Raw genomic sequence first — 23,999 nt, 5'->3', positions numbered from 1 at the left:
CGCCATAACCACTACTGCCGGCTACGGTCTCGCCGCTCGCGCCTTCCTTCGGCGCAGGGAGAACCATTCTTCGAAGGACAAAGGCAACCACGCCAATAAACGCCAACAGGAGAATTCCGATGTGCATCCATCCGGCTGGGGTCATCTGAGTCAGGCCCATTTTCCGTGTGTTGGAAGCCGGTTCGGTAGCACAAAGCGGAAGCGATCACCATGACCGACATCGCCACCTACAACTTCGCCTATCTCAACGAGCAGACCAAAAGGATGATCCGCCGGGCGATCCTCAAGGGCATCGCCATCCCCGGCTATCAGGTGCCGTTCGCCTCGCGTGAAATGCCGATGCCTTATGGCTGGGGCACCGGAGGCGTGCAGGTCACCGCTTCGATCATCGGCCCCGACGACGTGCTGAAGGTCATCGACCAGGGCGCCGACGACACCACCAATGCCGTCTCGATCCGCGCCTTCTTCAAGAAGGTCGCCAATGTCGCGGTGACCACCGATACCGCCAGCGCCACCATCATCCAGACCCGCCACCGCATCCCCGAACATCCGCTGAGCGCCGGGCAGGTGCTGGTCTACCAGGTGCCGATCCCCGAGCCGCTGCGCTTCCTCGAGCCGCGCGAGACCGAAACGCGCAAAATGCATGCGCTGGAGGAATACGGCCTCATGCATGTCAAGCTCTACGAGGACATCGCCAGGCACGGCCGCATCGCCACCACCTATGCCTATCCGGTCAAGGTCGAGGGCCGCTATGTGATGGACCCGTCGCCGACGCCGAAATTCGACAATCCGAAGATGCACCAGTCGCCGGCTTTGCAACTGTTCGGCGCCGGTCGCGAAAAGCGCATCTACGCGCTGCCGCCCTTCACCGATGTCGTCAGCCTCGACTTCGAGGATCATCCGTTCGAGGTGCAGACCTTCGACCAGCCCTGCGCGCTGTGCGCCGCCGAGAACGTCTATCTCGACGAGGTCATCCTCGACGACCATGGCGGCCACATGTTCGTCTGCTCCGACACTGATCATTGCGAGAAACGCCGCGAAGAGGGCCACGGTCCACAGCCGGCTGACGCTGCTGAGGAGCGTGTTTAATGGGTACTTCATTCGTCGCGATCGGCGACAAAGGCTTCTGGATGAGAGACTCCATCCTCTCACTTTGGCTTCGGCTGCTGGCTCTCAATCTGGAGAGCCAAACAGACCGAGCAGACCCACTTATGCAATTGCGCGACGAATGGCTGTGGCAATCGGAGGTAGAGTTCAACGGAGCGATGGATGCCCACCTCGAAAGAGCTGTTGGCGACCCGGCAACAAAAGCCTCTGTCGTCACCGCTATCGAGAAGCTTCTTAAAGCGCTGTCGCGGCACAGCGGCAAGCTCCCTGCACCCACCATTAATCTTCTTGGTTTCGGAAGCCTGTGGGGACTCGATTTCGAAGCGGAGCGCCTGATTGAGGTCGGGAACGCCTTCCTCGCGCTGCTGGACGGCAAGATCGACAGCGAAGCCAACAGTACAGAATTCATGCCAGGATCCCGCAAATGACGGACGAACCGCTGCTGCGCGTCTCCGCGCTGTCCAAATTCTACGGCTCGCGCGTCGGCTGCGAGAACGTCAGCTTCGACCTCTGGCCGGGCGAAGTGCTAGCGGTGGTCGGCGAGTCCGGCTCCGGCAAGACGACGCTGCTCAACTGCCTGTCGACGCGGCTGCTGCCCTCTTCCGGCACCGCCAGCTACCGCATGCGCGACGGCCAGTTCCGCGAGCTCTATCGCATGAGCGAGGCCGAGCGCCGCTTCCTGATGCGCACCGACTGGGGTTTTGTCCACCAGAACCCCGCCGATGGCTTGCGTATGACGGTATCGGCCGGCGCCAATGTCGGTGAGCGGCTGATGGCAGTGGGCGACCGCCACTACGGCAAGATCCGCGCCACGGCCGTCGACTGGCTGTCGCGCGTCGAGATCGACGAGGACCGCATCGACGACGAGCCGCGCGCCTTCTCCGGCGGCATGCGCCAGCGCCTGCAGATCGCCCGCAACCTCGTCACAGGGCCGCGGCTGGTGTTCATGGACGAGCCGACCGGTGGCCTCGACGTTTCGGTGCAGGCGCGCCTGCTCGACCTGCTGCGCGGGTTGGTCACCGATCTCGGTCTTGCCGCGATCGTCGTCACCCACGATCTTGCCGTGGCGCGGCTTTTGTCGCAGCGCATGATGGTGATGAAGGACGGCCGTGTCGTCGAAAGCGGCCTCACCGACCGCGTGCTCGACGACCCGCGCGCGCCCTACACGCAATTGCTCGTTTCTTCGATATTGCAGGTCTAGCCGCATGATCCCGAAAAGTGGAAGCCGGTTTTCGGATCAGATCATGCGGCAAATCAAAGGACTCTGACATGCCCACCCCGCTCGTTGTCTCCGACGTCGCAAAAAGCTTCACCATGCATCTGCGCGACGGCATCAAATTGCCTGTTGTCGCCGGGGTATCGTTCTCGATCCGAACTGGCGAATGCGCCGTGCTCGGCGGCCCCTCCGGCGCCGGCAAGAGCTCCATTCTGAAAATGCTCTACGGCAATTATGCCGTCGACGAAGGCCAGATCATCGTCCAGCACGAAAACGGGCTGATCGATCTGGCCACAGCCAGCCCACGCACCGTGCTTGCCGTGCGCCGGCAAACGATCGGTTATGTCAGCCAGTTCCTGCGCACCGTACCGCGCGTCTCGGCGCTCGACGTCGTCGCCGAGCCGTTGGTCGAGCGTGGTCAGGAACGCGAGGCCGCACGCGAAAAGGCGCGCGCCTTGCTGGCACAACTCAACCTGCCGGAAAAACTCTGGGCGCTGCCGCCGGCGACCTTCTCGGGCGGCGAGCAGCAGCGCGTCAACATCGCGCGCGGCTTCATCACCGGCCACCCGGTCCTGTTGCTCGACGAGCCGACCGCCTCGCTCGACGCCAGGAACCGCGACGTGGTGATCGCCCTGATCGCGGAAAAGAAGGCGGCGGGCGTCGCCTTGCTCGGCATCTTCCACGACCACGACGTGCGCGAGGCAGTGGCCGACCGGATCATCGACGTCACAACCTTCGCTGCAGGAAAAATCGCCGCATGAGCAGGAAATTGTCGGAAGCGCCGCTGGTCCACGCAACGGCGCAGGTCGAGAATTCGACGCTCGGACGCTGGACCGAGATCGCCGACCGCAGCCGGGTTTCGGAGAGCATCCTCGGCGACTATTCCTACATGATGCAGGACTGCTCAGTCTGGTGCGCCACGATCGGTAAGTTCTCCAACATCGCCGCCAGCGTGCGCATCAACGCCACCAACCACCCGACCTGGCGGCCGACGCTGCACCACTTCACCTACCGTGCTTCCGACTATTGGGACGACGCCGAGCATGACAGCGAGTTCTTCGCCCAGCGCCGCGCCAAACGGGTCACCATCGGCCACGACACCTGGCTCGGCCATGGCTCGACCATCCTGCCCGGCGTCACCGTCGGTGATGGCGCCGCGGTCGGCGCCGGTGCCGTGGTGTCGAAGGATGTCGCGCCCTACACCATCGTCGGCGGCGTGCCGGCCAAGCCGATCCGCGAACGTTTCGACCGCCGCACGGCCGAACGCTACCAGGCGCTCGCCTGGTGGGACTGGGACCATGCCCGGCTGCGCGCCGCGCTGGAGGATTTCCGCGAGCTGGGGGCAGAAGCCTTCTTGGAAAAATACGGCGGCTAGAGCAATTCCAGGAAAGGTGCGTAGCGGTTTTCCGTCCGGAATTGCGTCATAACAAAAGTATAGAGCGGTTCTGCGTTTCCGTGAAACGGTGAACCGCTCTAGCGCCGACGTCACCTCCTCGGGCGAAGGACGCACTTCGCGAGTGTTCAGGAAAATGTGCGAATGCTAAAGTAGGGAATGTTTGAGGGGTTCATGCAGCCCTTGCGAAGGGATATCCCCGCTTCACCGGCCTACCCCGCAGAGCCGGGAATTGTGACTGCCTTTGCGGTCCTGATCTTTCTTGGCAGTATCCTTGCCGCTATCTGGTTCTGACGTTCCCACCTCTCAAGAGTTCTTGATCGTGCCAACCATTCGCCCCGCCACAGAGGCCGACGCAGACGCTATCTGGATCATGCTCGAACCCGTTTTGCGGGCCGGCGAAACCTATGCGCTGCCCCGCGATTGGAACCGTGCGCAGGCGCTGGACTACTGGTTTTCCGGCGGTCACGAAGTGTTCGTGGCAGCAGATGCCGGAAGTGTGATCGGCTGTTACTACCTCCATGCCAACCAGCGTGGCGGTGGCGCCCATATCGCCAACTGCGGCTACGTCACCTCTGCCGCCGCCAGCGGTCGCGGCATCGCCACCGCTATGTGCGAACACTCTTTGCAAAAGGCCGCTGAACGCGGCTTCCGGGCCATGCAGTTCAACTTCGTCATCAGCTCCAACGAGCGCGCGGTAAAGCTGTGGAGCCGGCTCGGCTTCGACATTGTCGGGACAATCCCGAAGGCGTTTGAACACCCTAGGCTGGGTTACGTTGATGCCTTGGTCATGCATCGAATGCTATAGGCGCACCTGCCCGCTTCATATCCCTGACACATGACTCGGACAGGACGCGGTCTTTCCTTGGAGATCGCAATGCTCGATTTGGTCAGACCCTCGCTCGCCGGATTTTTCGAAGGCACCAACCCGACCCCTCCCGTGCATCTCGGCACGCGCTATGACAGATCAGGCAATTTTCTGTTCGAGCCCGGCAACACAATTGTCAGCCATCTCGTCAGCGGCTCGCCCTCCGAAGCAGTGGTCATCGAGGTGCGCGAACGCATGCGCGCCATGCCCGACGCCGACCGGCTGGCCTTCACGCCGATCTCCAGCCTGCACATGACGCTGTTCCAGGGCATCATCGAGTATCGCCGCCGGCTGCCCTATTGGCCGCAGGACGTGGCGCTCGACAGCAGCATCGACGATATGACCCGTCTCTACCTGGAGCGGCTGCAGGGCTTCGAGGGCCAAGGCGCATTCAAGGTCAAAGTTGTCGAAGTCGTGCCGACCGGCCTGACGGTTGCTGGCGCCTCGGAAGACGATCGGCGCATCATGCGGGCCTGGCGCGACGCACTGTCGGTGCCGTTCGGCTACCGGCATCCCGACCACGACACTTACGTCTTCCACATCACCTTCGCCTACCAGATCCGGCGTCTCGCCGACGAGCGGGCGTCCGCCTGGCAGGATCTGTTCGCAGACTGCCTGTCGCTGTTCGAGCGCGAGGCGCCGGTGATCGAGCTCAGGCCGCCGGCCTTCTGCGCCTTCCGGGACATGAAGCATTTCGAGGAGCTTCTGGTCCTCGGCTGATCCCGTGATCCTGCGCGCCACAAGCTTGTGGGCGGTAACAAAACTGACATCAATCCGACACCGCAGGTTCATGCGGCTGCGCTAGCGAGGGTTAACAGACCTTCAACTGCGACTGGACTGGAGCCTACCCCATGTCAGCAACGCTCGAAATTCGCGGCGTCACCCGCCGATTTGGCAAGAACACCGCCGTCAGCGCGGTCGATCTGTCGATCCCGCAGGGCCAGATGGTCGGCATCATCGGCCGTTCGGGCGCCGGCAAATCCACCCTTCTTCGCATGATCAACCGTCTCATCGATCCCAGCCAGGGGTCGATTTTTTTTGACGGCACCGAGGTCTCGCAGTTGCGCGGCTCGCCGCTACGCCGTTGGCAGCGCGACTGCGCAATGATCTTCCAGCAGTTCAATCTGGTGCCGCGCCTCGACGTCTTGACCAATGTGCTGCTCGGCAGCCTCAATCACCGCTCGACGATTTCCAACCTGCTCGGCATGTTTACCCGCGCCGAATGCGCCGAGGCGGTCGCCGCGCTCGAACGCCTCGACATCGCCCGCACCGCACTGCAGCCGGCGGGCACGCTGTCCGGCGGCCAGCAGCAGCGTGTGGCGATCGCCCGGGCCATGATGCAGCTACCGAAAGTTCTGTTGGCCGACGAGCCGATCGCCTCGCTCGACCCGCTCAACGCCAAGGTGGTGATGGACTCGCTGCAGGACATCAACCTGCGCGAAGGCATCACCGTCGTCACCAATCTGCACACGCTGGATACCGCCCGCGCCTATTGCAACCGCATCATCGGCATGGCCGCCGGCAAGGTCGTGTTCGACGGTGCGCCCGAAGACCTCGACCGCGAGGCGGTGCGCACGGTCTATGGCGCCGACAGCAATGGTAGCGAGATCTCCGAGGCCATCACCTCGACCAGCATCGCCTACAAGCAAAAGATCGAAGCATCCGCCGGACCGCTCGAGCCCGCATTCCCCGGCTACTGAGCAACCCGGATCGCCAGCCAGCGTCAAAGGCACCTGTCAAAATTCGAACGCACCCGGCGCGAAGCCGGGACCAAACAGGAGAGAGACCCATGTTCAGGAAGATGGTTTTTGGCGCCGTTTCGTTGCTCGCCATCGCGGCGAGCGCTGCTCACGCAGCCGACATCAAGGAGTTCCGCGTCGGCATCCTCGGCGGCGAGAACGAAACCGACCGGCTGCGCAACTACCAGTGCCTCGCCGATCACCTGAAGGCCGAATTCGGCTTCGAAAAAGTGTCGCTGTTCCCGGCCGCCGACTATGACGGCGTCATCCAGGGCCTGCTCGGCGGCACGCTCGATTTCGCCGAACTCGGCGCTTCCGGCTATGCCAGCGTCTACATCAAGGATCCGAAGGCGGTCACCCCGATCCTCACCACCCAGCAGACCGACGGCGCCACCGGTTATTATTCGATCGGCCTGGCACTGAAGTCCTCGGGCATCACCGACATCAAGTCGGCCAAGGGTAAGAAGCTCGGCTATGCCGACCCGGATTCGACCTCGGGCTACTTGATCCCGCTGACCCAGATCCCGAAGGACACCGGCGCTTCGAACGAAGCCTTCTTCGCCTCAACCCAGTTCAATGGCGGCCATGAGAACAACATCCTCGCCGTCCGCGACGGCAAGGTCGACGTCGCGGTCGACGATTCCTCGGGCATCGGCGACTTCAAGAACGGCTACACGTCCGGCACCTTCCACAAGGTAACCGCCAAGGGCGCCGTCGACCCCAACGACTTCGTCGAAGTCTGGCGCTCGGGCCTGATCCCGAACGGCCCGCTGGTCGTTCGCACCGCGCTCGGCGACGACATGACCGCCAAGCTCACCGCCTTCTTCACCGCCCTGCCGACCAAGGACAAGGCCTGCTTCGAAGGCGTCGAAGGCGGCGATTTCACCGGCTACGTTCCGGTCAAGGCCGACTTCTACAACGTCATCGTCGAAGCCCGTAAGGCAGCCATCGGCGGCTGACGGCAAAATCGAAAAGGGCGGCGTTTGAAGCGCCGCCCTTTTTGCATGTCCGATCATGACCCTTTCCGCGACAGCGCCCTCCGGCGCCACCCACCAGATGGCCGATGCCTGGCGACGCCAGACGTCGCTACGCCGGCTCTATACAGTGCTCGGCGTCGGCCTGCTGCTTGCCGCGATGTTTTCCAGCATGTGGTTCGCCGATGAAGCCAATGCCGGACACTTTTTCGACCGGCTGCCGCATATCCTCGATTTCCTGAGCTGGCTGATCCCCAAGGACTGGAACGACGTCTGGCGGGCGCTGTTCGATATCGCCTCGCCGCATGACAAAGGCACCCAGGAGTTCAACTTTCCGCTCGGCCGGGTCTATGTCTGGGGCGGTTTTTACATCCCCGAATATTTCGAGCTGATGCTGACCACGGTCAACGTGGCGCTGGTCTCCACCTTCATCGGCTTCGTCTTTGCCGTGCCGTTTTCCTTCATCGCCGCGCGCAACCTGACGCCGCATCCGGTGCTGCGGCTGGTCGTCAAGCGCTTCATGGAATTGCTGCGCGCCTTCCCCGAGATCGTCATCGCCGGCCTCTTCGCCGCAATCGTCTCGACGGGTCCGATCGCAGCCATCATCGCCATCGGCCTGCATTCGATCGGCGCTCTGGGCAAGCTGTTCTACGAGATCAACGAGAACATCGACATGCGCGCCGAGGAAGGCCTGACGGCGGTCGGCGCCAACTGGGTCGAGCGGATACGCTTCGCCGACCTGCCGCAGGTGCTGCCCAATTTCATGTCCTACACACTGCTGCGCGTCGAGATCAACGTGCGGGCCTCGACCATCATCGGTGCCGTCGGCGGCGGCGGCATCGGCGAGGAGCTGAAGCTCTCGATCTCGCGCGGCTTCGGCGCCAAGACACTGGCGCTGGTACTGCTGCTCTTCACGACGATCTTCATCATCGACCAGTTCTCCGCCTGGCTGCGTCGCAAGCTGGTCGGCGAACAGGCTTTCCTGATGGGCAGTGCCTGAACATGGCGATGACTGTCGACGAGCTCAAAGCGATCGAGGAACGCTTCCCGCATGTGTTCCATCGCCCGTTCTACAAGCGCTTCTGGCCGCTGCTCCTGGTGGCCGGCACCGTGCTTTACCTTGTCTATGCCTTGTGGTTCTTCAGCCTGCCGCAAGTGCTGAGGGAATCGCATTGGGAGCGCCTGCCGCTCTTCCTGACGCAGTGGATCAGCTATGATCTGCAGCCCGAGTTCCGCCTCGATCAGCCTCAGATCACGGCAAAATATCCTCGCTTTTCCGCGCTTGGCGAGAACCCTGACCCGGACTGGGTAATCACCAACCCGGACGGCACTTTCACCGTTCTGATCGACGGGCCGGCCAAATCCGTCACCTTCGACAAGACCCAGGCCACGATCGTCGCCAATGGCCAGACCGTTCCGGTCTCGCTGACCAGCGGCAAGCCGGTGATCTCGGGCCCCGTGCCGGACTGGATCACCGCGCATGATGACGAGATCGTCGCCAAGATGGGGTTCGTCGGCGAAGTCCGCGTCACCGTCGACCGCGTCAAGGTGCGCAAGCGCTTCCTTGGCTGGGCGAATTTCGTTTTCGACACCCGCTCGCCCTTCTTCGGAAAATCGGCTGGCCAAGTGATCTCGCTGATCTGGTCCGGACCTGAACTTAAGCCCGGCGCGTCGAACCTTGCGCTTGCCGGCGACAACATCTGGAACAACGCCCAGTGGCAACATGGCGATGTCTGGACGAAACTGCTGCAGACCATCGTCATGGCCTTTCTCGGCACGCTGCTCGGCGCCATCGTCGCTTTTCCGCTCGCCTTCTTCGCCGCCCGCAACATCACGCCGAGCGGATTGTTGAGCCAGGTGCTGAAACGCTTCTTCGATTTCATGCGCTCGGTCGACATGCTGATTTGGGCGCTGTTCTTCACCCGCGCCTTCGGGCCCGGCCCGCTGGCCGGCAGTGCAGCGATCTTCTTCACCGAGATCGGCACGCTCGGCAAAACCTATTCAGAAAGTCTTGAGAATATCGACGACAAACCGCGCGAGGGCATCAAGTCGACCGGTGCCAACGGTTTTCTGGTGCAGCGTTATGGCGTGATGCCGGAAGTGATTCCGGTCTTCATCAGCCAGACGCTCTACCAGTGGGAATCCAACACCCGCGGCGCCACCATCATTGGAGCCGTAGGCGCCGGCGGCATCGGCCTGAAGCTGTGGGAAGCGATGCGCACCAACTCCAATTGGGCCAACGTCTTCTACATGGTGCTGCTGATCCTGTTCGTCGTCTTCATCTTCGACAACATCTCGAATTTCCTGCGTCGCAGGCTGAGCCGGACGATCCACGACTACAACAGGATCCAGGCCGAGCAGGGCTGATCCCTTCGCGGTGCAGCACCGTACCGTCGGCGGGCCAGCGCCCTAGCCGCCAATCTCGAAGATTTGCCCCCCCCCAGCGATCTATGCTGCTCTTTTCCACCCGTCCCTGATATGCCTGTACCCATCACGATAAACCGCCTCCGGGCTTTCGGAAAAATCGCGCCATACCTTGGTCGCCGCCGCCAGATCCTTGAGCGAGCGCCCAAACGCCTCGATGGTCAGCCAGTCGTCATAGCCGCTCTTGCGGATGGCGGAAAACGTCCCGGCCCACGGAATGTTGCCGCGCCCAGGAACGCCGCGGTCGTTCTCCGAAATATGGATATGGACGACGTTCCTGCGGTTGCGCGTATAGGCGCCGATCGGGTCGGCCTCCTCGATATTGGCATGGAACGTGTCGTACATCGCCTTGATGTGCGGCCGGTCGATCACGTCGATATGCTCGCACAGATCATCCATCGTGTTCAGCAGATAGCATTCGAAGCGGTTGAGCGCTTCGAGCCCGATGGTGACGCCTCTCTTGCCGGCATGGTCGCCGATGGCGCGCTGCGAGGAGACCGAGCGGTTCTTCTCCGCCGCCGTCGGGCCGCTGCCGGAGAAGGCGCCGAGCGTCGAATGCAGCGGGCCGCTCAATCTGTCGGCGCCAAGCGCCTCGCTGCAGTCGATCGCCCATTTCATGTAGTCGATCCCGGCCCTGCGGGTCGCGGCATCAGGCGAGATCAAATTCATCGCCGGATCGCCCATCGCCGAGACCGCGGTGCGCTCCAGCCCGATGCGATCGAGCAGTTCGCCGAGCTTTTTGTAGTCGTCAGGCGCGCCGGAAAACACCGGTATCTCGACGCCGTCGAAGCCGGTCGCCTTGATGTCGCGCAGCAGATTCTCGTGTTTCCTCGAGACGCTGGTCGTCCACAGGAACATGCACATGCCGATTTTCATCGACACCCCTCCCCGAAAATTTCGCGACAAGGGGTGTCGAGATTCAGGTCAGGCCGACCCGAGAATGGCGGGTCCGAGAACCGGAGCGAAGCGTACTTAAAGTACCTGAGCACCGGAAGCGCAGGAACCTGCTATTCGCAGGCCGGCATCACTGAATATCGACATCCCTTAAAGCTTCGTCCATGCCCCGTTTTTCTTCGACGACTTCACGCAGGCCTCGATGAAGGCCACGCCTTCGACGCCGTCCTCGATGGTCGGGAAGACGACATCCTTAGCCGGCTTACCGCCTTTCTTGCGCGCGGCGCGGATGGCGCGGGCCGCCTCCTGGTAGATGTTGGCGAAGCCTTCGAGATAGCCCTCAGGATGGCCCGACGGAACGCGGCTGACGCGCCCGGCAACCGGCAGCGCGCCGGCACCGTTGCGGGTGAGCAACTGCTTCGGCTGGCCGAACGGCGTGTACCAAAGATAGTTCGGATCGGCCTGCACCCATTCCAGTCCGCCCTTCGAGCCGTAGATGCGCAGCTTCAGCCCGTTCTCGTGGCCAGGCGCCACCTGGCTCGCCCATATCATGCCCTTGGCCGGATGCGCCTTGCCGACCGGCTTGAAGCGCAGCATGACGTTGACATTGTCGTCGAGCTGGCGGCCCGGCACGAAGGCGTCGAGATCGGCCGACAGCGCGTCGAGCTCCAGCCCCGAGACGAAGCGCGCCAGATTGTAGGCATGCGTGCCGATATCGCCGAGCGCGCCGCCGGCGCCGGCCTGCTTGGGGTCGGAGCGCCATGCCGCCTGCTTCTGGCCGGTGGCGGCAAGGTCCTCGGTCAGCCAGTCCTGCGGATATTCCGACTGCACAATGCGGATATCGCCGAGCTGCCCCTTGGCCACCATCTCGCGCGCCTGCCGGATCATCGGATAGGCGGTGTAATTGTGCGTCAGCACGAACACCTTGCCGGTCTTTTCGACCACCGCCGCCAGCTTCTTTGCTTCGGCCAGCGTCGTTGCCAGCGGCTTGTCGCAGATGACGTGGATGCCGGCTTCGAGAAAGGCCTTGGCCGCCGGCACATGCACGTTGTTGGGGGTGACGATCGCCACCGCCTCGATGCCATCGGGCCGCTTGGTTTCGGCCTTGGCCATCTCGGCGAAGGAGCCGTAGCTGCGTGCCGGATCGAGCCCGAGCTCGGCGGCCGAAGCCTTGGCACGCTCCGGATTCGCCGACAGCGCGCCGGCGACCAGCACAAAGTCATTGTCCATGCGCGCCGCGATGCGGTGCACCGCGCCGATGAAAGCGCCTTGGCCGCCGCCGACCATACCGTAGCGGATCGGGCCGCCTCCCGTTTCCGACTTCGATGCGCCGACCATTTTTCGTCTCCCTCGTGTGAGATACCCCTCCCCCTCGAGGGGGAGGGAAGACCGCGCTAGATTCCCATCATGGCGCGCAGCGCCTTCTTGTCGGTCGCGCCGCCGGCGAAATCATCGAACGCCTTTTCCGTCACCCTTATGATGTGGTGCTGGATGAAGGGCGCGCCTTCGGCGGCACCGTCCTCCGGATGCTTCAGGCAGCATTCCCATTCCAGCACCGCCCAGGAATCATAGCCGTACTGGGTGAGCTTGGAAAAGATGCCGCCGAAATCCACCTGCCCATCGCCGAGCGAGCGAAACCGCCCGGCCCGGTTGGTCCAGCTCTGGTAGCCGGAATAGACGCCTTGCCGTCCCGTCGGGTTGAACTCAGCATCCTTGGCGTGGAACGCCTTGATCCGCTCGTGGTAGATGTCGATGAATTCGAGATAGTCGAGCTGCTGCAGCAGGAAATGCGACGGATCGTAATTGATGTTGCAGCGCTTGTGGCCACCCACCGCGTCGAGGAACATCTCGAAAGTGGCGCCGTCGAACACGTCCTCGCCCGGATGGATCTCGTAGCCGATGTCGACTCCGTTCTCGTCATAGACGTCGAGGATCGGCTTCCAGCGCTTGCCGAGCTCGGCGAAGGCTTCCTCGATCAGGCCTGCAGGCCGCTGCGGCCAAGGATAGAGGTACGGGAAAGCTAACGCTCCGGAGAAGGAGACCGAGGCCTTCAGGCCCAGATTCTTCGACGCCTTGGCGCCGAACTTCATCTGCTCGACCGCCCATTTCTGCCTGGCTTTCGGATTGTTGTGCACCGCGGCCGGCGCGAAGCCGTCGAACTGCGCGTCATAGGCCGGATGCACCGCCACCAATTGCCCTTGCAGATGCGTCGACAGTTCGGTGATCTCGACACCGGCGTCCGCGCAGATGCCTTTCACCTCGTCGCAATAGGCCTTGGAGGAGGCCGCCTTCTTGAGGTCGAATAGTCGTCCGTCCCAGGTTGGAATCTGCACGCCCTTGTAGCCGAGGCCGGCTGCCCATTTGGTGATCGAGGGAAGTGAATTGAACGGCGCGGCATCGCCTGCGAACTGCGCCAGAAACAGACCGGGACCCTTCATCGTCGACGGCATCGGCATCCTCCCTCTCTCATGTCACGACCAAGCATAGCGCCGATTGGAAGCAGGGCCAGCCCGTTTGATGTTTTCCCGCAGACACTTGTTTGTGTCGCTATTCTGGTATTACCAAATATGGCCAGCCGGTCAAGCGGCGGAACGCACCGCAGAGGGATCGGCGGTCATCACAAACTGTGAAAATACGTTAATTTAATCAATGGAATAGACGGCACGATGAGTTACCGCTCGCGACTTCTTGCCGTTCATGGGAATTTGCTGTAGACCTGCCTTCAGGCCCAATTGGTCGAACCAGTTCGTCAAAAAACACTGGAACGCCCCTGGGGAGGAATCATGCGGCGGGCCTCGCTGGCGGATGCCGCGGGAAACGTGGCAGGCGAATTCTGGGAAGGATAGACCATGCATCTTTCGACGCACAACTGGATGCGGGCGGAGCCGTTGGAAACGACGCTGAAGCGCATCAAGAAATTCGGCTATGAGTCGATCGAGATTTCCGGCGAGCCCGAGCAATACAAGACCAGGGAGACGCGCGCGCTCTTGAAGGAGCACGGCATCCGCTGCTGGGGCGCCGTCACGCTGATGCTGGGTGAGCGCAACCTTGCCGCCAAGGACCAGGGCCAGCGCGAGCGCTCGGTTCAATACGTCAAGGACGTGCTCACCATGATCAGCGAGCTCGACGGCGAGATCATCACGCTGGTTCCCGCCACCGTCGGCAAGGTGGTACCCGACGGCACCGAGGAGGAGGAGTGGACATGGGTGGTCGACGCCACCAGGGAATGCTTCACCCACGCCAAGAAGGTCGGTGTCAAGATCGCGGTCGAGCCGCTCAACCGCTTCGAGACCTATCTGTTCAACCGCGGCGCCCAGGCTTTGGCGCTGGCCGATGCGGTAAGCCCCGAATGCGGCGTCTGCCTCGACGCCTATCACATCCACATGGAAGAATTTAACGTCTATGACGCCATCCGCCAGGTCGGCAAGCGCCTGTTCGACTTCCACGTCGCCGACAACAACCGCTTCGCCGCCGGCCTCGGCCAGATCGACTGGCCGAAGATCGTGCGCACACTGAAGGAAGTCGGCTATGACGGCGCGCTGACCAACGAGTTCGTCGCGCCCGTCGACCGCACGCCGGCCGCACCCTATCCCGAAATGGTCGAGCGCCACCCGGTCGACATCTCCCCCGAACAGCTGAAGTTCATCCAGGACCACGGCTCCAGCGTGCTGACGGAGAAATTCTACACCGACCAGATGCGCATCACCGCCGAAACGCTGCTGCCGCTGATCAAGTAGCCGCTACGACTGGGAATGAGCCCTTCCGCCCGGCCGGCGGCGGGCCGGGGAAGAACATGCGCATCAAGACGGTCCAGGCATGGTGGGTTCGCATACCGATCGAAGTCGCGCGGCAGCATCGCAGCGACTTCGGCCAGGTGACGACGTTCGACGCCGCCATCCTGCGTATCGAGACCAATGACGGTCTGGTCGGCTGGGGCGAAGGCAAGAACGCCGCCGGCAGCGCCGGCAGCTATGGCGCGCTCGTCCATATGCTGAACCACGAGGTCGCCCCGCAGCTGATCGGCCGCGACCCGGCCGACATCGGCGTCATCTGGGAGATGCTTTACAATGGCGTGCGCCACGAGACCGCAGCCCACGCCGGCCACGCCATGCCGCAACTGGCGCGACGCGGCATGAGCATCGCCGCGATCAGCGCCGTCGACATCGCGCTCTGGGACATTCTCGGCAAGTCGCTGGGACAGCCGGTCTGGCGGCTGCTCGGCGGCCGCAAAGTCGAGCGCATGCAGGCCTATGCGTCCGGCGGCTGGGCTGCCGCCGACGCCATCGGCGACCAGCTCAAATCCTACATCGCCAAGGGCGGCTTCAAGGCGCTGAAGATGCGCATCGGCGCCATGGACGGCGCCCCGCACATCTCCGCCGCCCGCGTCCGCGCCGCAAGGCAGGCGCTCGGCCCCGGTATCGAACTGATGGTCGACGCGCATGGCACCTATACGGTCGCCGAAGCGAAGCGCTTCATGCATCTCACCGGTGATCTCGACCTGGCCTGGTTCGAGGAGCCGGTGATTGCCGACGACAAGCCCGGCATGGCCGAGGTGCGCGCCAGCGGCTCCATCCCGATCGCCACCGGCGAAAGCGAGGCGACGCGCTATGCCTTCCGCGATCTCGCCGTGCTCAAATCCGCCGACATCTTCCAGCCGGATCCGGCCTTTTGCGGCGGCATCAGCGAGGCGATGAAGATCGGCACCATCGCCAGCGCCTTCAATCTGCGCTTTGCGCCACATCTATGGGCCGGCGCGCCCTGCTTCTTTGCCGGGCTGCATATCTGCGCTGCTTCGCCGGCGAGCTTCACCGTCGAATATTCGCTCGGCGCCAACCCGATGATCCATGATCTTATCGAAGAGACTGTCGATGCAAAGGACGGTATGATAGCGATCCCTGAAAAGCCTGGTTTGGGATTCACTCTTTCGGAACGATTCCTGGAGGCGCACGCGCAACGCTGCTGACGATGAAAGAAAAGAACCTTCTCGCCGAGCTCGCCGCCTATCTGTTCTCCAATTCGGACAAGGAGACAGGCCGCACCCCGTCGGAACGCGAACTGGCCGAACATTTCGCGGTCAGCCGTGGCCAGATCCGCGAGGCGCTGGCCATTCTCGAGGCCATGCGCATTGTCGAGCGCCGCGCCAAATCCGGCATCTATGTCGATACCAAGCAGGCGAGCGTGGAAGCGCTGGCGCTTTTTGCGCGCGCCGGCCTGCCTCTCGATCCGATCCAGATCTACGAGACGGTCGAATTGCGCAAGATCCATGAGATCAAGGCCGCCGAGCTTGCCTGTTCGCGCGCCACCGAAGAGAATTTCGAGCGGCTGCGCGAGATCCTGAAGGCCTCGGAAGAACGCATCGCCGCCGGCGAGGGCCTCGCCAAGGAAGACCGCGAATTCCATCTCGAGATCGTGCGAGCCACCAAGAACGGCATCTTCCACAATATCTGCAGCGTCTATTATCTGATGGGCGAGCTGCGCCTGCCGATCTATTTCAACGATCTCGAACGCAGCGTGCGCTCGCATGCCGAGCACATCCAGATCTACGAGGCGCTGCTGCGCCGTGACGGCAATCTCGCCCAGGCGCTGATGAGCGCCCATCTGCAGGGCGCGGAGAGCTATTGGAAAGGCCTGATCGGCGGCAAGGCGGCCGAGCCTCCGAGCCCGGTGCTCGAAAAGGCCTGACGCAGAAGATGCCCAAGATCCTGTCGACCCATCCGCTGCACCCGCGCGCCACGGCCATGCTGGTCGGGGCCGGCAGGCTCGTCGTCGCCTCCGCCCTCGACGCCAGGACGCTCGCCGGCGAAGCGAAAGATGCCGACATCGTCATTGTCCGCGCGCCTCTGCCGCCCGCTCTTTTCGAAGGTGCTGCGAAGCTGCGCGCCGCGATCCGACACGGCGCCGGCCTCGACATGATCCCGATGGATGCGGCCACGGCGGCCGGCGTGCTGGTGGCGAATGTGCCGGCGGTCAATGCGCGCTCGGTCGCCGAACATGTGCTGTTTGCAGCCCTTGCACTGTCCCGGCGCTTTCGCATGGTCGACCGCGATCTCAGGACAAAAGGCTGGCTCGTCGGCCGCGAGCACGCCAACGCCAACAGCGAACTCGCCGGTAAGACGATCGGCATTGTCGGCCTCGGCGCCGTCGGCCAGGCGGTCGGCCACATCGCCGCGCACGGCTTCGACCTCAACGTGGTGGCGACGACGCGCAGCATGCGGCCGGCGCCCGACAAGGTTGGCTTCCTGTCGATCGACGCGCTGGTCGAGCAGAGCGACATCATCGTTTTGTGCTGCCCGCTGACGGAAGAAACGCGCGGACTGATCAGCCGCGAGCGCATCGCCCGCATGAAGCCGCATGCCTTGCTGATCAACGTCTCGCGCGGGCCGGTGGTCGACGATGACGCGCTGATCGAGGCCTTGCAGAAGGGACGCATCGGCGGCGCAGCGCTCGACGTCTTTGCGACGCAGCCGCTGCCGTCCGGCCATCCCTATTTCGGCTTCGACAATGTCATCATCACCCCGCACATGGCCGGGATCACCGAGGAATCGATGATGCGCATGGGCGTCGGCGCCGCCGGCGAAGCCTTGCTGGTGCTGGCCAACAAGATGCCGGTCAATCTGCGCAACCCGGAAGTGGTCCAGCAATACCGGCGCCGCTTTCCGGTCGACGCCTAAGCGCGATGAGCCTTTGGGGTGCGGAAATGGTCGCACCATGGGGTGCCTCAATTTTCTCGAATTCGGTGGCGACGGTGCCCGTCATGTCCAGCGCAGCCGTCCGATTTCTTGCCTTGATCATCAGCGTCTGCGCAACGACGCAGGCTTTCGCTGACGGACAGCACAGCTACGTGTTCTGCGACAACGGCCTGCGTTGCGTGGTGGCGCCCTGCCCCTCGAACAGCGCGCTCGAACTCGCCACCGGCAAGATCGTCAAGGGCGTGTCGATCGACATCGAGGGGCTGCCGCAGGAAGACAAGGCACTCGATCTCTCGGACAAGCTTTATGCCGGCAAGCTCGTCGTTGTCGGCTCCATCGAGAATCGGACCGAGACCCATCACGGCCAGCAATACACGCTGCCGACTTTGGTCGCGACCGGCATCGAGCGTGCGTCGAGGGAAAGCGAACGCAGCCACTGTTCGGCCCGCTGACAGCGTCAGCCCGCGATCTCACCCTATGGACGGCCAAGCAGCGCCTCGACGGCCGCTGCGAAGCGGAAAAGATGATGGTCATGGCCGTTGCGCGCCATCAGCATCAGGCCGGCGGGTCGCGCCGTTCCCGGCATCGGCAGCGAGATGGCGCAAAGGTCGAACTGGTTGGCGACCTGAGTATTGCGCAGCAGCAGCCCTTCCGCCCTGTCGCGCAGCGCTTCGTCGCTGGCCATCGAGACGATCGACGGCGCAACGATTGGCGTCGTCGGCGAGGCGAGCACATCGATAGACGCCAGCCGCTCCTCCATGGCGGCGGCCAACGCCTTCCGGCGCCGGATCGTCCTCATATAGACCGACGCGGGAACGGCGAGCGCCCGCGACAAGGGTCCGCTGACGTGTGGGTCGACCGGCACCGATGCGCCCGTCGTAAGCCAGTCGGCATGGATTTCGGCGCCTTCCATCGCAGCGATCGTGCCCCGCTTGGTCGCCGCGCGCATGTCTGCCAGCAAATCGTCGATCGACAGGTCCGCGATCCGTGCGCCGGCCAGTTCGACCTTGCGAAGGCACTGATCGAACGCTGTCGCCACCTGACCTTCCGTCTCCTCGAACAGCACGCCGCGCGGAATGCCGACACGCAGGCCGGCAAGTGATGCCGGAACCAGTAAGGCGGGTTCCTCACCGGCCATCACCGCGTCGGCAGCGGCGCATTGGGCGACGCTGCGGGCGAGTGGCCCGATGGAATCCAGGGTCGTCGACAACGGAAACGCGCCGTCGCGCGGCACGCGCCGCGCCGTCGGCTTGAACCCGACAACACCGTTGAGCGATGCCGGAATGCGCACCGAGCCGCCTGTATCGGAGCCGATCGAGATCTCGCTCGTGCCTTCCCCCACCGCAACGCCGGCGCCGGACGACGAGCCGCCCGGGATCAGGCTGGCGTCGGTCGCATTACCGGGCGTGCCGTAGTGCAGGTTGTCGCCGATCGCGGTGAAGGCGAATTCGGTCATGTTGGTCTTGCCGAGGATGACGGCGCCAGCCTGTCGCAGCCGCCGCACGATGGCCGCATCGCGCGGCGCCGGCGACGCGGTCCTCAGCATGTCTGAACCAGCCGTGGTCGGCTCGCCGGCGACATCGAACAGGTCCTTGATCGAGACAATCGTGCCGTCGAGCGGCCCAAGCGTCACGCCGGCCTTCCGGCGGGCGTCGGCGGCATCGGCAGCCGCGCGCGCCACTTCCTGGTAGAGTCTTGTGAAGACGCGCTCGTCGCCGGCGCGGGCGGCGAGACGCGACAGGATAACTTCAAGACGATCGCGTGCTGATGGCATGTCGCTGTCGGATTCCGGAAGGCTGCAACGTCTCTAAGGCAGAGGCCAGCATCTGGCCTGCGAGAGAGAGGCATAGCCCGGCGGCGGCAAGTTTGCACCTGCCGGACCGAAGGAAAGGGAAAAAACGATGGTCTACAAAGGCAGCTGTCATTGCCGCAAGGTGGCGTTCGAGGTCGAAGGCGAGTTGTCCGCGGCCGTGCGATGCAATTGCTCGATCTGCGCCCGCAAAGGCGCGCTGCTGTGGGCCGTGTCGCATGACAGGCTGCGCCTGGTTGCCTGGGGCGACGACTTCGGCCGGTATACGTTCGGCAGGGGCGCTATCGCGCATCGCTTCTGCCGGAGTTGCGGCATCCACCCTTTCGCCGAGGACGTCAGCGAAGGCAGCGAGCGCAGCGCCTACGTCAACATCAACTGCCTCGACGATCTGGATCTGGCCGCGGTGGAGGTCTTCGATTTCGACGGCCGGTTGGCCTGAACTCAGCGGTATCCCGTCGCGTCGGCCGGCTTGCCGGCATCCTGGACTTCCGGAACGTAGCGCCAGGCATCCGGGCGTGAGCCGTCGAGATCGGTAAAGCCATAGACCTGCGCCAGCCCGCCGCTCGACAGCGACTGCCCGTTCCAGCGCGAACGCTCGGGATCCGCGGCCAGTGCCGCAATCGCGCGGCCAATGAAGCGCGGTGTCTCCGAGTTGATGAAGTGCGGCACCTTCGCGGTCGCGTCGCGCCAGTTCTCTTCGGTGACGCCGAACGCCTCCAGCATCATTTCGGACCGCAGCCAGCCCGGCGTCAGGCAAACCGACGCTGCGCCGTACGGAGCGAGGTCCTTGGCGTGCGCCCATGCCATGCGCGTCGCCGCCACCTTGGCGAGATCATAGAACGGCGACAGCCGGTAGTGGTCGGCATTGTATTCGGCGGTGCCGTCGGTGACCTCGACATGCAGTCCGCCCGGCCGCTCGATCATCAGCGGCAGCGCATGGTGCGCGGTGATCAGATGCGTGTCGATCGCCAGGCGCAGCAGGCGCAAGCCGTTGTCGAGATTGTGCTCCCAGACCGGCTTGTTCCACTCGAACAATTTTTCGCCGCCCCACAGGTCGTTGACCAGGATATCGAGGCGGCCCTGTTCGGCGCGGATGCGCTCGACCAGCCTGCGCACATCGTCCGCTATGAGATGGTCGACCTGAACGCCCTTGCCGCCTTGCGCTGCAACCAGTTCCGCCGTTTCCTCGATGGTCTCCGGACGGCCATAGTCGGACTGCTGGTTTTGTGTCGTCCGCCCGGTGACATAGACGGTGGCGCCGGCCGCACCGAGTTCGACCGCTATGCCACGGCCCGCGCCGCGCGTGGCGCCGGCGACAAGGGCGACTTTTCCTTCAAGCGTCATGAAACCCTCCCAAAAAGCAACTCATCGGACTAGCTTTCATCTCTTCAGTCATTTATAAATGATCATTCGTTTATAATTGGATGTCAAGATGACCCGGCCAAAAACCCAACCCGACGAGCAGGTGCTGGAGGCTGCGTACCGGCTGATCCATTCCGATGGCCCGGAAGCGCTGACCTTCGAGCGGCTGGCGCAAGCATGTGGCCTTTCAGGGTCGACGCTGGTGCAGCGTTTCAAGAGCAAGGCACAGCTGAAGCAACGCACTTTGCTCTACGCCTGGGATGGGCTCGACCGGAAAACCGAGGACCTCGCCCGCTCGGTTCCGAAAACTCCAGCCGGGGCTATCCAGTTGCTGGTCGCCTTGTCCAAGGGCTACGGCGATATCGAATCCTATGCCGAAGGTCTGCTCGTCCTGCGCGAGGATCTGCGCGATCCCGTGCTGCGGTCGCGCGGCGCCGCCTGGAAGGCGGCGCTCAGCAAGGTTCTCGCCGGCTGCTTCGCCGACGTGCCCGACATGCCGCAAGACATCGGCCTGCTGATGGCATCCCACTGGCAGGGCTCGCTGCTGTGGTGGAGCCTTGACCCCGATAGGGAGCTGACCGCCTATGTCGAGCACAGCCTGAAGCGTTTCGTGGCGGCGATTTCAGCCCGAAACCCGTAGCCGGGTATCGGGCCGATCGATAGAGGAACGCGTCGAGCGTCAACAGTTGACCTAGCTTGCGCGCTTCGGGCCAAGCAGGAAGGCAACCAGCGCCGCCAGCAGCGTCGCCGTTCCGCAATAGGCAAAGGCGCTGGCAACGCCGGCGTGATCGACCAGCAACCCGCCAAACACCGCGCCCAGCGCGATCGCCACCTGGAACGTCGCGACCATCAGCCCGCCGGCGCTCTCGGCCTGGTCGGGCGCGGCGCGCACCAGCCAGGTCTGCAAGCCGACCGGCACCGCGCCGAAGGCAAAGCCCCAAGCGGTGACCGCGATTGCCGCCGTCACCGGCGAGGCGCCGAGCGTGAGCAGCACGAGAGCCGACAAGGCGATGAGCAGGGGCGCCAGGCCGACCGCTGTCTTGAGGCTGCGCTCGGCCATGAAGCCGCCGGCGAAATTGCCGAAGAAGCCGCCAATGCCATAGGCCAGAAGCACGAGCGAGATGGTCTCGATCGGCAGGACGGGAACCTGCTCCAGATAGGGGCGCACATAGGTGAAGCCGGCAAAGTGCCCCGAGGCGACCAGCAGCACGACCAGAAGCGCTACCCGGATCATCGGCCGCTTCAGCACCTCCAGCAAGGTACCGAAACTTGCCACGCCGGCCGGCGGCAGCTTTGGAAGCGTTGCGATCTGCACCAGCAGCGCCAGCGCGCCGACGATCGCCGCGATCATGAAGGCGGTCCGCCAGCCCCAGACATCGCCGACATAGGCGCCGACCGGGGCCGCGGTGACGGTAGCGACCGAAACGCCGGTGAGGATGATCGACATGGCGCGCGGCATCAGCCGCATCGGCACCAGCCTCATCGCCATCGCCGCCGACATCGACCAGAAGCCGCCGAGGGCGACGCCAAGAACGACGCGGGCCGCAAGCAGCACGGCAAGCGACGACGCGAAGGCCGCGAGCAGGTTCGAGACGATCAGCAGCACCGTCAGCCCCCACATGACCAGCCTGCGGTCGAGCCGCTTGGTGACGATGGCCATGGTGGGTGCGGCGATCGCCCCGACGACGGCCGTCGCCGTCACCGCTTGCCCGGCCGCACCTTCGGTGATGCCGAGATCCTGCGCCAGCCGCGTCAGCAGGCTGGCGGGCAGGAATTCGGCGGTCACCAGGCCGAACACGCCGAGTGCCAGCGACACCACCGCCCCCCACGCCGGCTCGGTGCGTTCTTCGGTTTCGGAAGAGTCGAGAACAGTGGCGTCGATGACGCCTGCGGCGGGCTCGGTCATGATGGATCTCCGGTCTGGTTGCAGCGCAACATTTGGCTGCAATGCAACATAGGGAGTGACCATCTGGAGTTTCCATGCTAGAAACACCGGAATGAATTACAATTCGTCCAAAACTGCGCTGCCGGGTTCCGGCGATCCACTCAGCGACATGCTGCGCGGCCTGCGTCTCGATGGCGTCGACTATGGCCGCTGTGTCCTCGGTGAGCCGTGGGCTGTCTCCTTCCCTGCCCAGAAGGCGGCGCGCTTCCACTTCATCGGCCAGCAGGGCTGCTGGCTGTTCTCGCCGGCGAAGGAATGGATCGAGCTGACGGTGGGCGACGCGCTGCTGATCCCGCGCGGCGACGAGCACATCCTGGCCAGCGCCCCGGGCGTGCCCGCCGTGCCGATCGGCCGCTACAGCATCGAACCGGTGTGCGAGAACATCTACGACGTCTCGAACGAGTGCGGCGGCCCCAAGACCTTGCTGTTCTGCGGCAGCATGCATTTCAATCTCGACGGATCGCATCCTTTGCTGGACATGATGCCCGACCTGATGCGCGCCCATGAGCTGATGGCGAATGCGCCGGGCATCCAGCATCTGCTCGATGCGATGGCCGGCGAGGTGACGATGGACCGGGTCGGATCGGGCGGCATTCTGGCGCGCCTTGCCGATGTGCTCGCCGCCACGATCATCCGCTCCTGGGTGGAGAACGGCTGCGGCGACGCCACCGGCTGGATCGCCGCGGTCAGGAACCCGGATGTCGGCAAGGTGCTCGCCGCCATTCACCTGCAGCCGGACCGCGACTGGACGGTCGAAGCGCTCGCGCGGACAATGGGGGCATCGCGCTCCGCCTTCGCCCAGCGTTTCGCCACCGTGGTCGGCGAGACGCCGGCTAAATATGTTCTGCGCGTGCGCATGCACCAGGCGCGGCAATGGCTGGCCCGCGACGGTATGAGAGTATCCGTCGCGGCGGCGAAATTGGGTTACGATTCGGAAGCGTCCTTCAGCCGCGCCTTCAAGCGGGTCATGGGCATAGCGCCAAGCCATCTGCGTAACAACGGCGGCGACATAGAGCCCTGATGGGAGCCCGGCCCGCGCGGCCAGTTGCTGGCCTGGAGGAATTGCCAAATCTTTTGGACGGAGCGTCATTGCCCGGCGACGCCTCGCGAATAATCTGGCCGGCGGAGGAACCCGCTATGGCCAGACGTTCTGCATTGTTTGCCCTCGCCGCTCTGTCCTTCATTCCGGGACGGGCATTTGCCCTTGAAGACAGCTACCTGCCGGCCGACAAGATCCCCTATATCGCCGAAGTGCCCGACCAGCCGCATCGGCTCGGGCCGCTATGGGGCGAACGGGCCAAGGGCCCGGCGGGCACGTTGCTCAAGGTTCCCGGCAACTGGCGGGCGCCGGTTCATGCGCACACCGCGGACTATCGCGCGGTGGTCATAAAGGGGCTCTGGGCGCACTGGCAGATGGACGGCGGCGAAGAGACCAAGGTCGAGCTTCCTCCGGGATCCTACTGGACCCAGAAGGCCAATGAGATGCACGACGATGCGTGCCTGTCAGACACCGAGTGCGTGATCCTTTTGATCAACGATACGCCCTACGAGACCTACTTCCCGAAATAGCGGCCGGTC

The 23,999-nt window shown here is 63.8% G+C and carries 26 protein-coding genes; 20 read left to right on the top strand and 6 right to left on the bottom strand.

Annotation, left to right across the window (positions count from 1 at the left end; genetic code table 11):
- The first annotated feature begins 210 nt into the window (after nucleotides 1–210).
- From AC1RUK_RS00675 to phnE (AC1RUK_RS00625), 11 genes are all read left to right on the top strand, one after another.
- The gene (locus tag AC1RUK_RS00675; RefSeq protein ID WP_481837179.1) at nucleotides 211–1,089 is read left to right on the top strand and encodes an alpha-D-ribose 1-methylphosphonate 5-phosphate C-P-lyase PhnJ; all 879 of its coding nucleotides are present in this window, start codon (nucleotides 211–213) and stop codon (nucleotides 1,087–1,089) included.
- Nucleotides 1,089–1,535 (top strand): hypothetical protein, encoded by a 447-nt coding sequence (locus AC1RUK_RS00670; RefSeq protein ID WP_481837180.1) that lies wholly within the window; start codon nucleotides 1,089–1,091, stop codon nucleotides 1,533–1,535. The genes AC1RUK_RS00675 and AC1RUK_RS00670 overlap by 1 nt, the downstream gene beginning before the upstream one ends.
- Complete coding sequence (gene phnK / locus AC1RUK_RS00665; RefSeq protein ID WP_192180605.1) at nucleotides 1,532–2,308, top strand: phosphonate C-P lyase system protein PhnK; 777 nt, start codon at nucleotides 1,532–1,534, stop codon at nucleotides 2,306–2,308. The genes AC1RUK_RS00670 and phnK overlap by 4 nt, the downstream gene beginning before the upstream one ends.
- A 68-nt stretch (nucleotides 2,309–2,376) precedes the next feature.
- Nucleotides 2,377–3,084, top strand: a complete 708-nt coding sequence (phnL, locus tag AC1RUK_RS00660) for a phosphonate C-P lyase system protein PhnL (protein ID WP_481837181.1) — start codon at nucleotides 2,377–2,379, stop codon at nucleotides 3,082–3,084.
- Nucleotides 3,081–3,698, top strand: coding sequence for a DapH/DapD/GlmU-related protein (locus tag AC1RUK_RS00655; RefSeq protein ID WP_481837182.1), 618 nt, complete (start codon nucleotides 3,081–3,083; stop codon nucleotides 3,696–3,698). Before phnL ends, AC1RUK_RS00655 begins: the two co-directional genes overlap by 4 nt.
- 391 nt (nucleotides 3,699–4,089) lie before the next feature.
- Nucleotides 4,090–4,524 carry a GNAT family N-acetyltransferase gene (locus AC1RUK_RS00650; RefSeq protein WP_481839612.1) on the top strand — a complete coding sequence of 145 codons (435 nt, stop codon included), beginning with the start codon at nucleotides 4,090–4,092 and terminating at the stop codon, nucleotides 4,522–4,524.
- A 69-nt stretch (nucleotides 4,525–4,593) separates the two neighbouring features.
- Nucleotides 4,594–5,304: a DUF1868 domain-containing protein gene (locus AC1RUK_RS00645; protein WP_481837183.1), complete on the top strand. Its 711-nt coding sequence runs from the start codon at nucleotides 4,594–4,596 to the stop codon at nucleotides 5,302–5,304.
- Nucleotides 5,305–5,435: 131 nt separating this feature from the next.
- Nucleotides 5,436–6,284 carry a phosphonate ABC transporter ATP-binding protein gene (phnC, locus tag AC1RUK_RS00640; protein WP_481837184.1) on the top strand — a complete coding sequence of 283 codons (849 nt, stop codon included), beginning with the start codon at nucleotides 5,436–5,438 and terminating at the stop codon, nucleotides 6,282–6,284.
- Between the two features lie 89 nt (nucleotides 6,285–6,373).
- A complete protein-coding gene (gene phnD / locus AC1RUK_RS00635) occupies nucleotides 6,374–7,282 on the top strand; it encodes a phosphonate ABC transporter substrate-binding protein (RefSeq protein WP_481837185.1) in 909 nt (302 codons plus the stop codon).
- Between the two features lie 55 nt (nucleotides 7,283–7,337).
- Nucleotides 7,338–8,297 (top strand): phosphonate ABC transporter, permease protein PhnE, encoded by a 960-nt coding sequence (gene phnE, locus AC1RUK_RS00630; RefSeq protein WP_481837186.1) that lies wholly within the window; start codon nucleotides 7,338–7,340, stop codon nucleotides 8,295–8,297.
- Nucleotides 8,298–8,299: 2 nt separating this feature from the next.
- Entirely contained in the window at nucleotides 8,300–9,664 is a 1,365-nt protein-coding gene (gene phnE / locus AC1RUK_RS00625; RefSeq protein WP_481837187.1) for a phosphonate ABC transporter, permease protein PhnE, read from the top strand.
- An 81-nt stretch (nucleotides 9,665–9,745) separates the two neighbouring features.
- On the opposite strand, the gene AC1RUK_RS00620 is transcribed toward phnE (AC1RUK_RS00625), so the two are convergent.
- From AC1RUK_RS00620 to AC1RUK_RS00610, 3 genes are all read right to left on the bottom strand, one after another.
- Nucleotides 9,746–10,597 carry a sugar phosphate isomerase/epimerase family protein gene (locus AC1RUK_RS00620; RefSeq protein WP_481837188.1) on the bottom strand — a complete coding sequence of 284 codons (852 nt, stop codon included), beginning with the start codon at nucleotides 10,595–10,597 and terminating at the stop codon, nucleotides 9,746–9,748.
- A 168-nt stretch (nucleotides 10,598–10,765) separates the two neighbouring features.
- Nucleotides 10,766–11,953 (bottom strand): Gfo/Idh/MocA family protein, encoded by a 1,188-nt coding sequence (locus AC1RUK_RS00615; protein WP_481837189.1) that lies wholly within the window; start codon nucleotides 11,951–11,953, stop codon nucleotides 10,766–10,768.
- Between the two features lie 56 nt (nucleotides 11,954–12,009).
- On the bottom strand, nucleotides 12,010–13,065 hold the full coding sequence (locus tag AC1RUK_RS00610; RefSeq protein ID WP_481837190.1) for a sugar phosphate isomerase/epimerase family protein: 1,056 nt from the start codon (nucleotides 13,063–13,065) through the stop codon (nucleotides 12,010–12,012).
- Nucleotides 13,066–13,464: 399 nt separating this feature from the next.
- Here AC1RUK_RS00610 and AC1RUK_RS00605 point away from each other — a divergent pair, with 399 nt between their 5' ends.
- From AC1RUK_RS00605 to AC1RUK_RS00585, 5 genes are all read left to right on the top strand, one after another.
- A complete protein-coding gene (locus AC1RUK_RS00605) occupies nucleotides 13,465–14,352 on the top strand; it encodes a sugar phosphate isomerase/epimerase family protein (protein WP_481837191.1) in 888 nt (295 codons plus the stop codon).
- Between the two features lie 56 nt (nucleotides 14,353–14,408).
- Nucleotides 14,409–15,578 carry a mandelate racemase/muconate lactonizing enzyme family protein gene (locus AC1RUK_RS00600; protein ID WP_481837192.1) on the top strand — a complete coding sequence of 390 codons (1,170 nt, stop codon included), beginning with the start codon at nucleotides 14,409–14,411 and terminating at the stop codon, nucleotides 15,576–15,578.
- A 2-nt stretch (nucleotides 15,579–15,580) separates the two neighbouring features.
- Entirely contained in the window at nucleotides 15,581–16,297 is a 717-nt protein-coding gene (locus AC1RUK_RS00595) for a FadR/GntR family transcriptional regulator (protein ID WP_481837193.1), read from the top strand.
- Nucleotides 16,298–16,305: 8 nt separating this feature from the next.
- Complete coding sequence (locus AC1RUK_RS00590; RefSeq protein WP_481837194.1) at nucleotides 16,306–17,286, top strand: hydroxyacid dehydrogenase; 981 nt, start codon at nucleotides 16,306–16,308, stop codon at nucleotides 17,284–17,286.
- 83 nt (nucleotides 17,287–17,369) lie between these two features.
- Nucleotides 17,370–17,756 carry a hypothetical protein gene (locus AC1RUK_RS00585; RefSeq protein ID WP_481837195.1) on the top strand — a complete coding sequence of 129 codons (387 nt, stop codon included), beginning with the start codon at nucleotides 17,370–17,372 and terminating at the stop codon, nucleotides 17,754–17,756.
- A gap of 23 nt (nucleotides 17,757–17,779) precedes the next feature.
- Here AC1RUK_RS00585 and AC1RUK_RS00580 read toward each other — a convergent pair whose 3' ends face one another.
- Nucleotides 17,780–19,078 carry an amidase gene (locus AC1RUK_RS00580; protein WP_481837196.1) on the bottom strand — a complete coding sequence of 433 codons (1,299 nt, stop codon included), beginning with the start codon at nucleotides 19,076–19,078 and terminating at the stop codon, nucleotides 17,780–17,782.
- 127 nt (nucleotides 19,079–19,205) lie between these two features.
- On the opposite strand from AC1RUK_RS00580, the gene AC1RUK_RS00575 reads away from it, so the two are divergent.
- Entirely contained in the window at nucleotides 19,206–19,553 is a 348-nt protein-coding gene (locus AC1RUK_RS00575; RefSeq protein ID WP_481837197.1) for a GFA family protein, read from the top strand.
- Nucleotides 19,554–19,555: 2 nt separating this feature from the next.
- Here the strand turns inward: AC1RUK_RS00575 and AC1RUK_RS00570 are convergent, their stop codons facing one another.
- Entirely contained in the window at nucleotides 19,556–20,458 is a 903-nt protein-coding gene (locus tag AC1RUK_RS00570) for an SDR family oxidoreductase (protein WP_481837198.1), read from the bottom strand.
- An 88-nt stretch (nucleotides 20,459–20,546) separates the two neighbouring features.
- Between AC1RUK_RS00570 and AC1RUK_RS00565 the strand changes: the two genes are divergently transcribed.
- On the top strand, nucleotides 20,547–21,116 hold the full coding sequence (locus AC1RUK_RS00565) for a TetR family transcriptional regulator (RefSeq protein WP_481837199.1): 570 nt from the start codon (nucleotides 20,547–20,549) through the stop codon (nucleotides 21,114–21,116).
- A gap of 51 nt (nucleotides 21,117–21,167) precedes the next feature.
- On the opposite strand, the gene AC1RUK_RS00560 is transcribed toward AC1RUK_RS00565, so the two are convergent.
- Nucleotides 21,168–22,382 carry an MFS transporter gene (locus AC1RUK_RS00560; RefSeq protein WP_481840167.1) on the bottom strand — a complete coding sequence of 405 codons (1,215 nt, stop codon included), beginning with the start codon at nucleotides 22,380–22,382 and terminating at the stop codon, nucleotides 21,168–21,170.
- 91 nt (nucleotides 22,383–22,473) lie between these two features.
- Between AC1RUK_RS00560 and AC1RUK_RS00555 the strand changes: the two genes are divergently transcribed.
- Nucleotides 22,474–23,442 carry an AraC family transcriptional regulator gene (locus AC1RUK_RS00555; RefSeq protein ID WP_436173600.1) on the top strand — a complete coding sequence of 323 codons (969 nt, stop codon included), beginning with the start codon at nucleotides 22,474–22,476 and terminating at the stop codon, nucleotides 23,440–23,442.
- Between the two features lie 116 nt (nucleotides 23,443–23,558).
- Nucleotides 23,559–23,990 (top strand): DUF4437 domain-containing protein, encoded by a 432-nt coding sequence (locus tag AC1RUK_RS00550; protein WP_481837201.1) that lies wholly within the window; start codon nucleotides 23,559–23,561, stop codon nucleotides 23,988–23,990.
- The last annotated feature ends 9 nt before the right edge of the window (nucleotides 23,991–23,999 follow it).

The organism is Mesorhizobium monacense, from assembly GCF_056781675.1.
The sequence above is the reverse complement of the archived record's forward strand: the minus strand, read 5'-3'. Positions and strand labels throughout refer to the sequence as shown.

Bases quoted from the DNA above. Each gene is read 5' to 3' on its own strand.
- AC1RUK_RS00645 (WP_481837183.1), top strand. From the start codon at position 4,594: ATGCTCGATTTGGTCAGACCCTCGCTCGCCGGATTTTTCGAAGGCACC.
- AC1RUK_RS00550 (WP_481837201.1), top strand. From the start codon at position 23,559: ATGGCCAGACGTTCTGCATTGTTTGCCCTCGCCGCTCTGTCCTTCATT.
- AC1RUK_RS00580 (WP_481837196.1), bottom strand. From the start codon at position 19,078: ATGCCATCAGCACGCGATCGTCTTGAAGTTATCCTGTCGCGTCTCGCC.
- phnE (WP_481837187.1), top strand. From the start codon at position 8,300: ATGGCGATGACTGTCGACGAGCTCAAAGCGATCGAGGAACGCTTCCCG.
- AC1RUK_RS00595 (WP_481837193.1), top strand. From the start codon at position 15,581: ATGAAAGAAAAGAACCTTCTCGCCGAGCTCGCCGCCTATCTGTTCTCC.
- AC1RUK_RS00605 (WP_481837191.1), top strand. From the start codon at position 13,465: ATGCATCTTTCGACGCACAACTGGATGCGGGCGGAGCCGTTGGAAACG.
- phnE (WP_481837186.1), top strand. From the start codon at position 7,338: ATGACCCTTTCCGCGACAGCGCCCTCCGGCGCCACCCACCAGATGGCC.
- AC1RUK_RS00565 (WP_481837199.1), top strand. From the start codon at position 20,547: ATGACCCGGCCAAAAACCCAACCCGACGAGCAGGTGCTGGAGGCTGCG.
- AC1RUK_RS00575 (WP_481837197.1), top strand. From the start codon at position 19,206: ATGGTCTACAAAGGCAGCTGTCATTGCCGCAAGGTGGCGTTCGAGGTC.
- phnL (WP_481837181.1), top strand. From the start codon at position 2,377: ATGCCCACCCCGCTCGTTGTCTCCGACGTCGCAAAAAGCTTCACCATG.
- AC1RUK_RS00650 (WP_481839612.1), top strand. From the start codon at position 4,090: ATGCTCGAACCCGTTTTGCGGGCCGGCGAAACCTATGCGCTGCCCCGC.
- AC1RUK_RS00670 (WP_481837180.1), top strand. From the start codon at position 1,089: ATGGGTACTTCATTCGTCGCGATCGGCGACAAAGGCTTCTGGATGAGA.
- AC1RUK_RS00570 (WP_481837198.1), bottom strand. From the start codon at position 20,458: ATGACGCTTGAAGGAAAAGTCGCCCTTGTCGCCGGCGCCACGCGCGGC.
- AC1RUK_RS00610 (WP_481837190.1), bottom strand. From the start codon at position 13,065: ATGCCGTCGACGATGAAGGGTCCCGGTCTGTTTCTGGCGCAGTTCGCA.
- AC1RUK_RS00560 (WP_481840167.1), bottom strand. From the start codon at position 22,382: ATGACCGAGCCCGCCGCAGGCGTCATCGACGCCACTGTTCTCGACTCT.
- phnK (WP_192180605.1), top strand. From the start codon at position 1,532: ATGACGGACGAACCGCTGCTGCGCGTCTCCGCGCTGTCCAAATTCTAC.
- AC1RUK_RS00675 (WP_481837179.1), top strand. From the start codon at position 211: ATGACCGACATCGCCACCTACAACTTCGCCTATCTCAACGAGCAGACC.
- phnD (WP_481837185.1), top strand. From the start codon at position 6,374: ATGTTCAGGAAGATGGTTTTTGGCGCCGTTTCGTTGCTCGCCATCGCG.
- AC1RUK_RS00620 (WP_481837188.1), bottom strand. From the start codon at position 10,597: ATGAAAATCGGCATGTGCATGTTCCTGTGGACGACCAGCGTCTCGAGG.
- AC1RUK_RS00585 (WP_481837195.1), top strand. From the start codon at position 17,370: ATGTCCAGCGCAGCCGTCCGATTTCTTGCCTTGATCATCAGCGTCTGC.
- phnC (WP_481837184.1), top strand. From the start codon at position 5,436: ATGTCAGCAACGCTCGAAATTCGCGGCGTCACCCGCCGATTTGGCAAG.
- AC1RUK_RS00655 (WP_481837182.1), top strand. From the start codon at position 3,081: ATGAGCAGGAAATTGTCGGAAGCGCCGCTGGTCCACGCAACGGCGCAG.
- AC1RUK_RS00600 (WP_481837192.1), top strand. From the start codon at position 14,409: ATGCGCATCAAGACGGTCCAGGCATGGTGGGTTCGCATACCGATCGAA.
- AC1RUK_RS00615 (WP_481837189.1), bottom strand. From the start codon at position 11,953: ATGGTCGGCGCATCGAAGTCGGAAACGGGAGGCGGCCCGATCCGCTAC.
- AC1RUK_RS00590 (WP_481837194.1), top strand. From the start codon at position 16,306: ATGCCCAAGATCCTGTCGACCCATCCGCTGCACCCGCGCGCCACGGCC.
- AC1RUK_RS00555 (WP_436173600.1), top strand. From the start codon at position 22,474: ATGAATTACAATTCGTCCAAAACTGCGCTGCCGGGTTCCGGCGATCCA.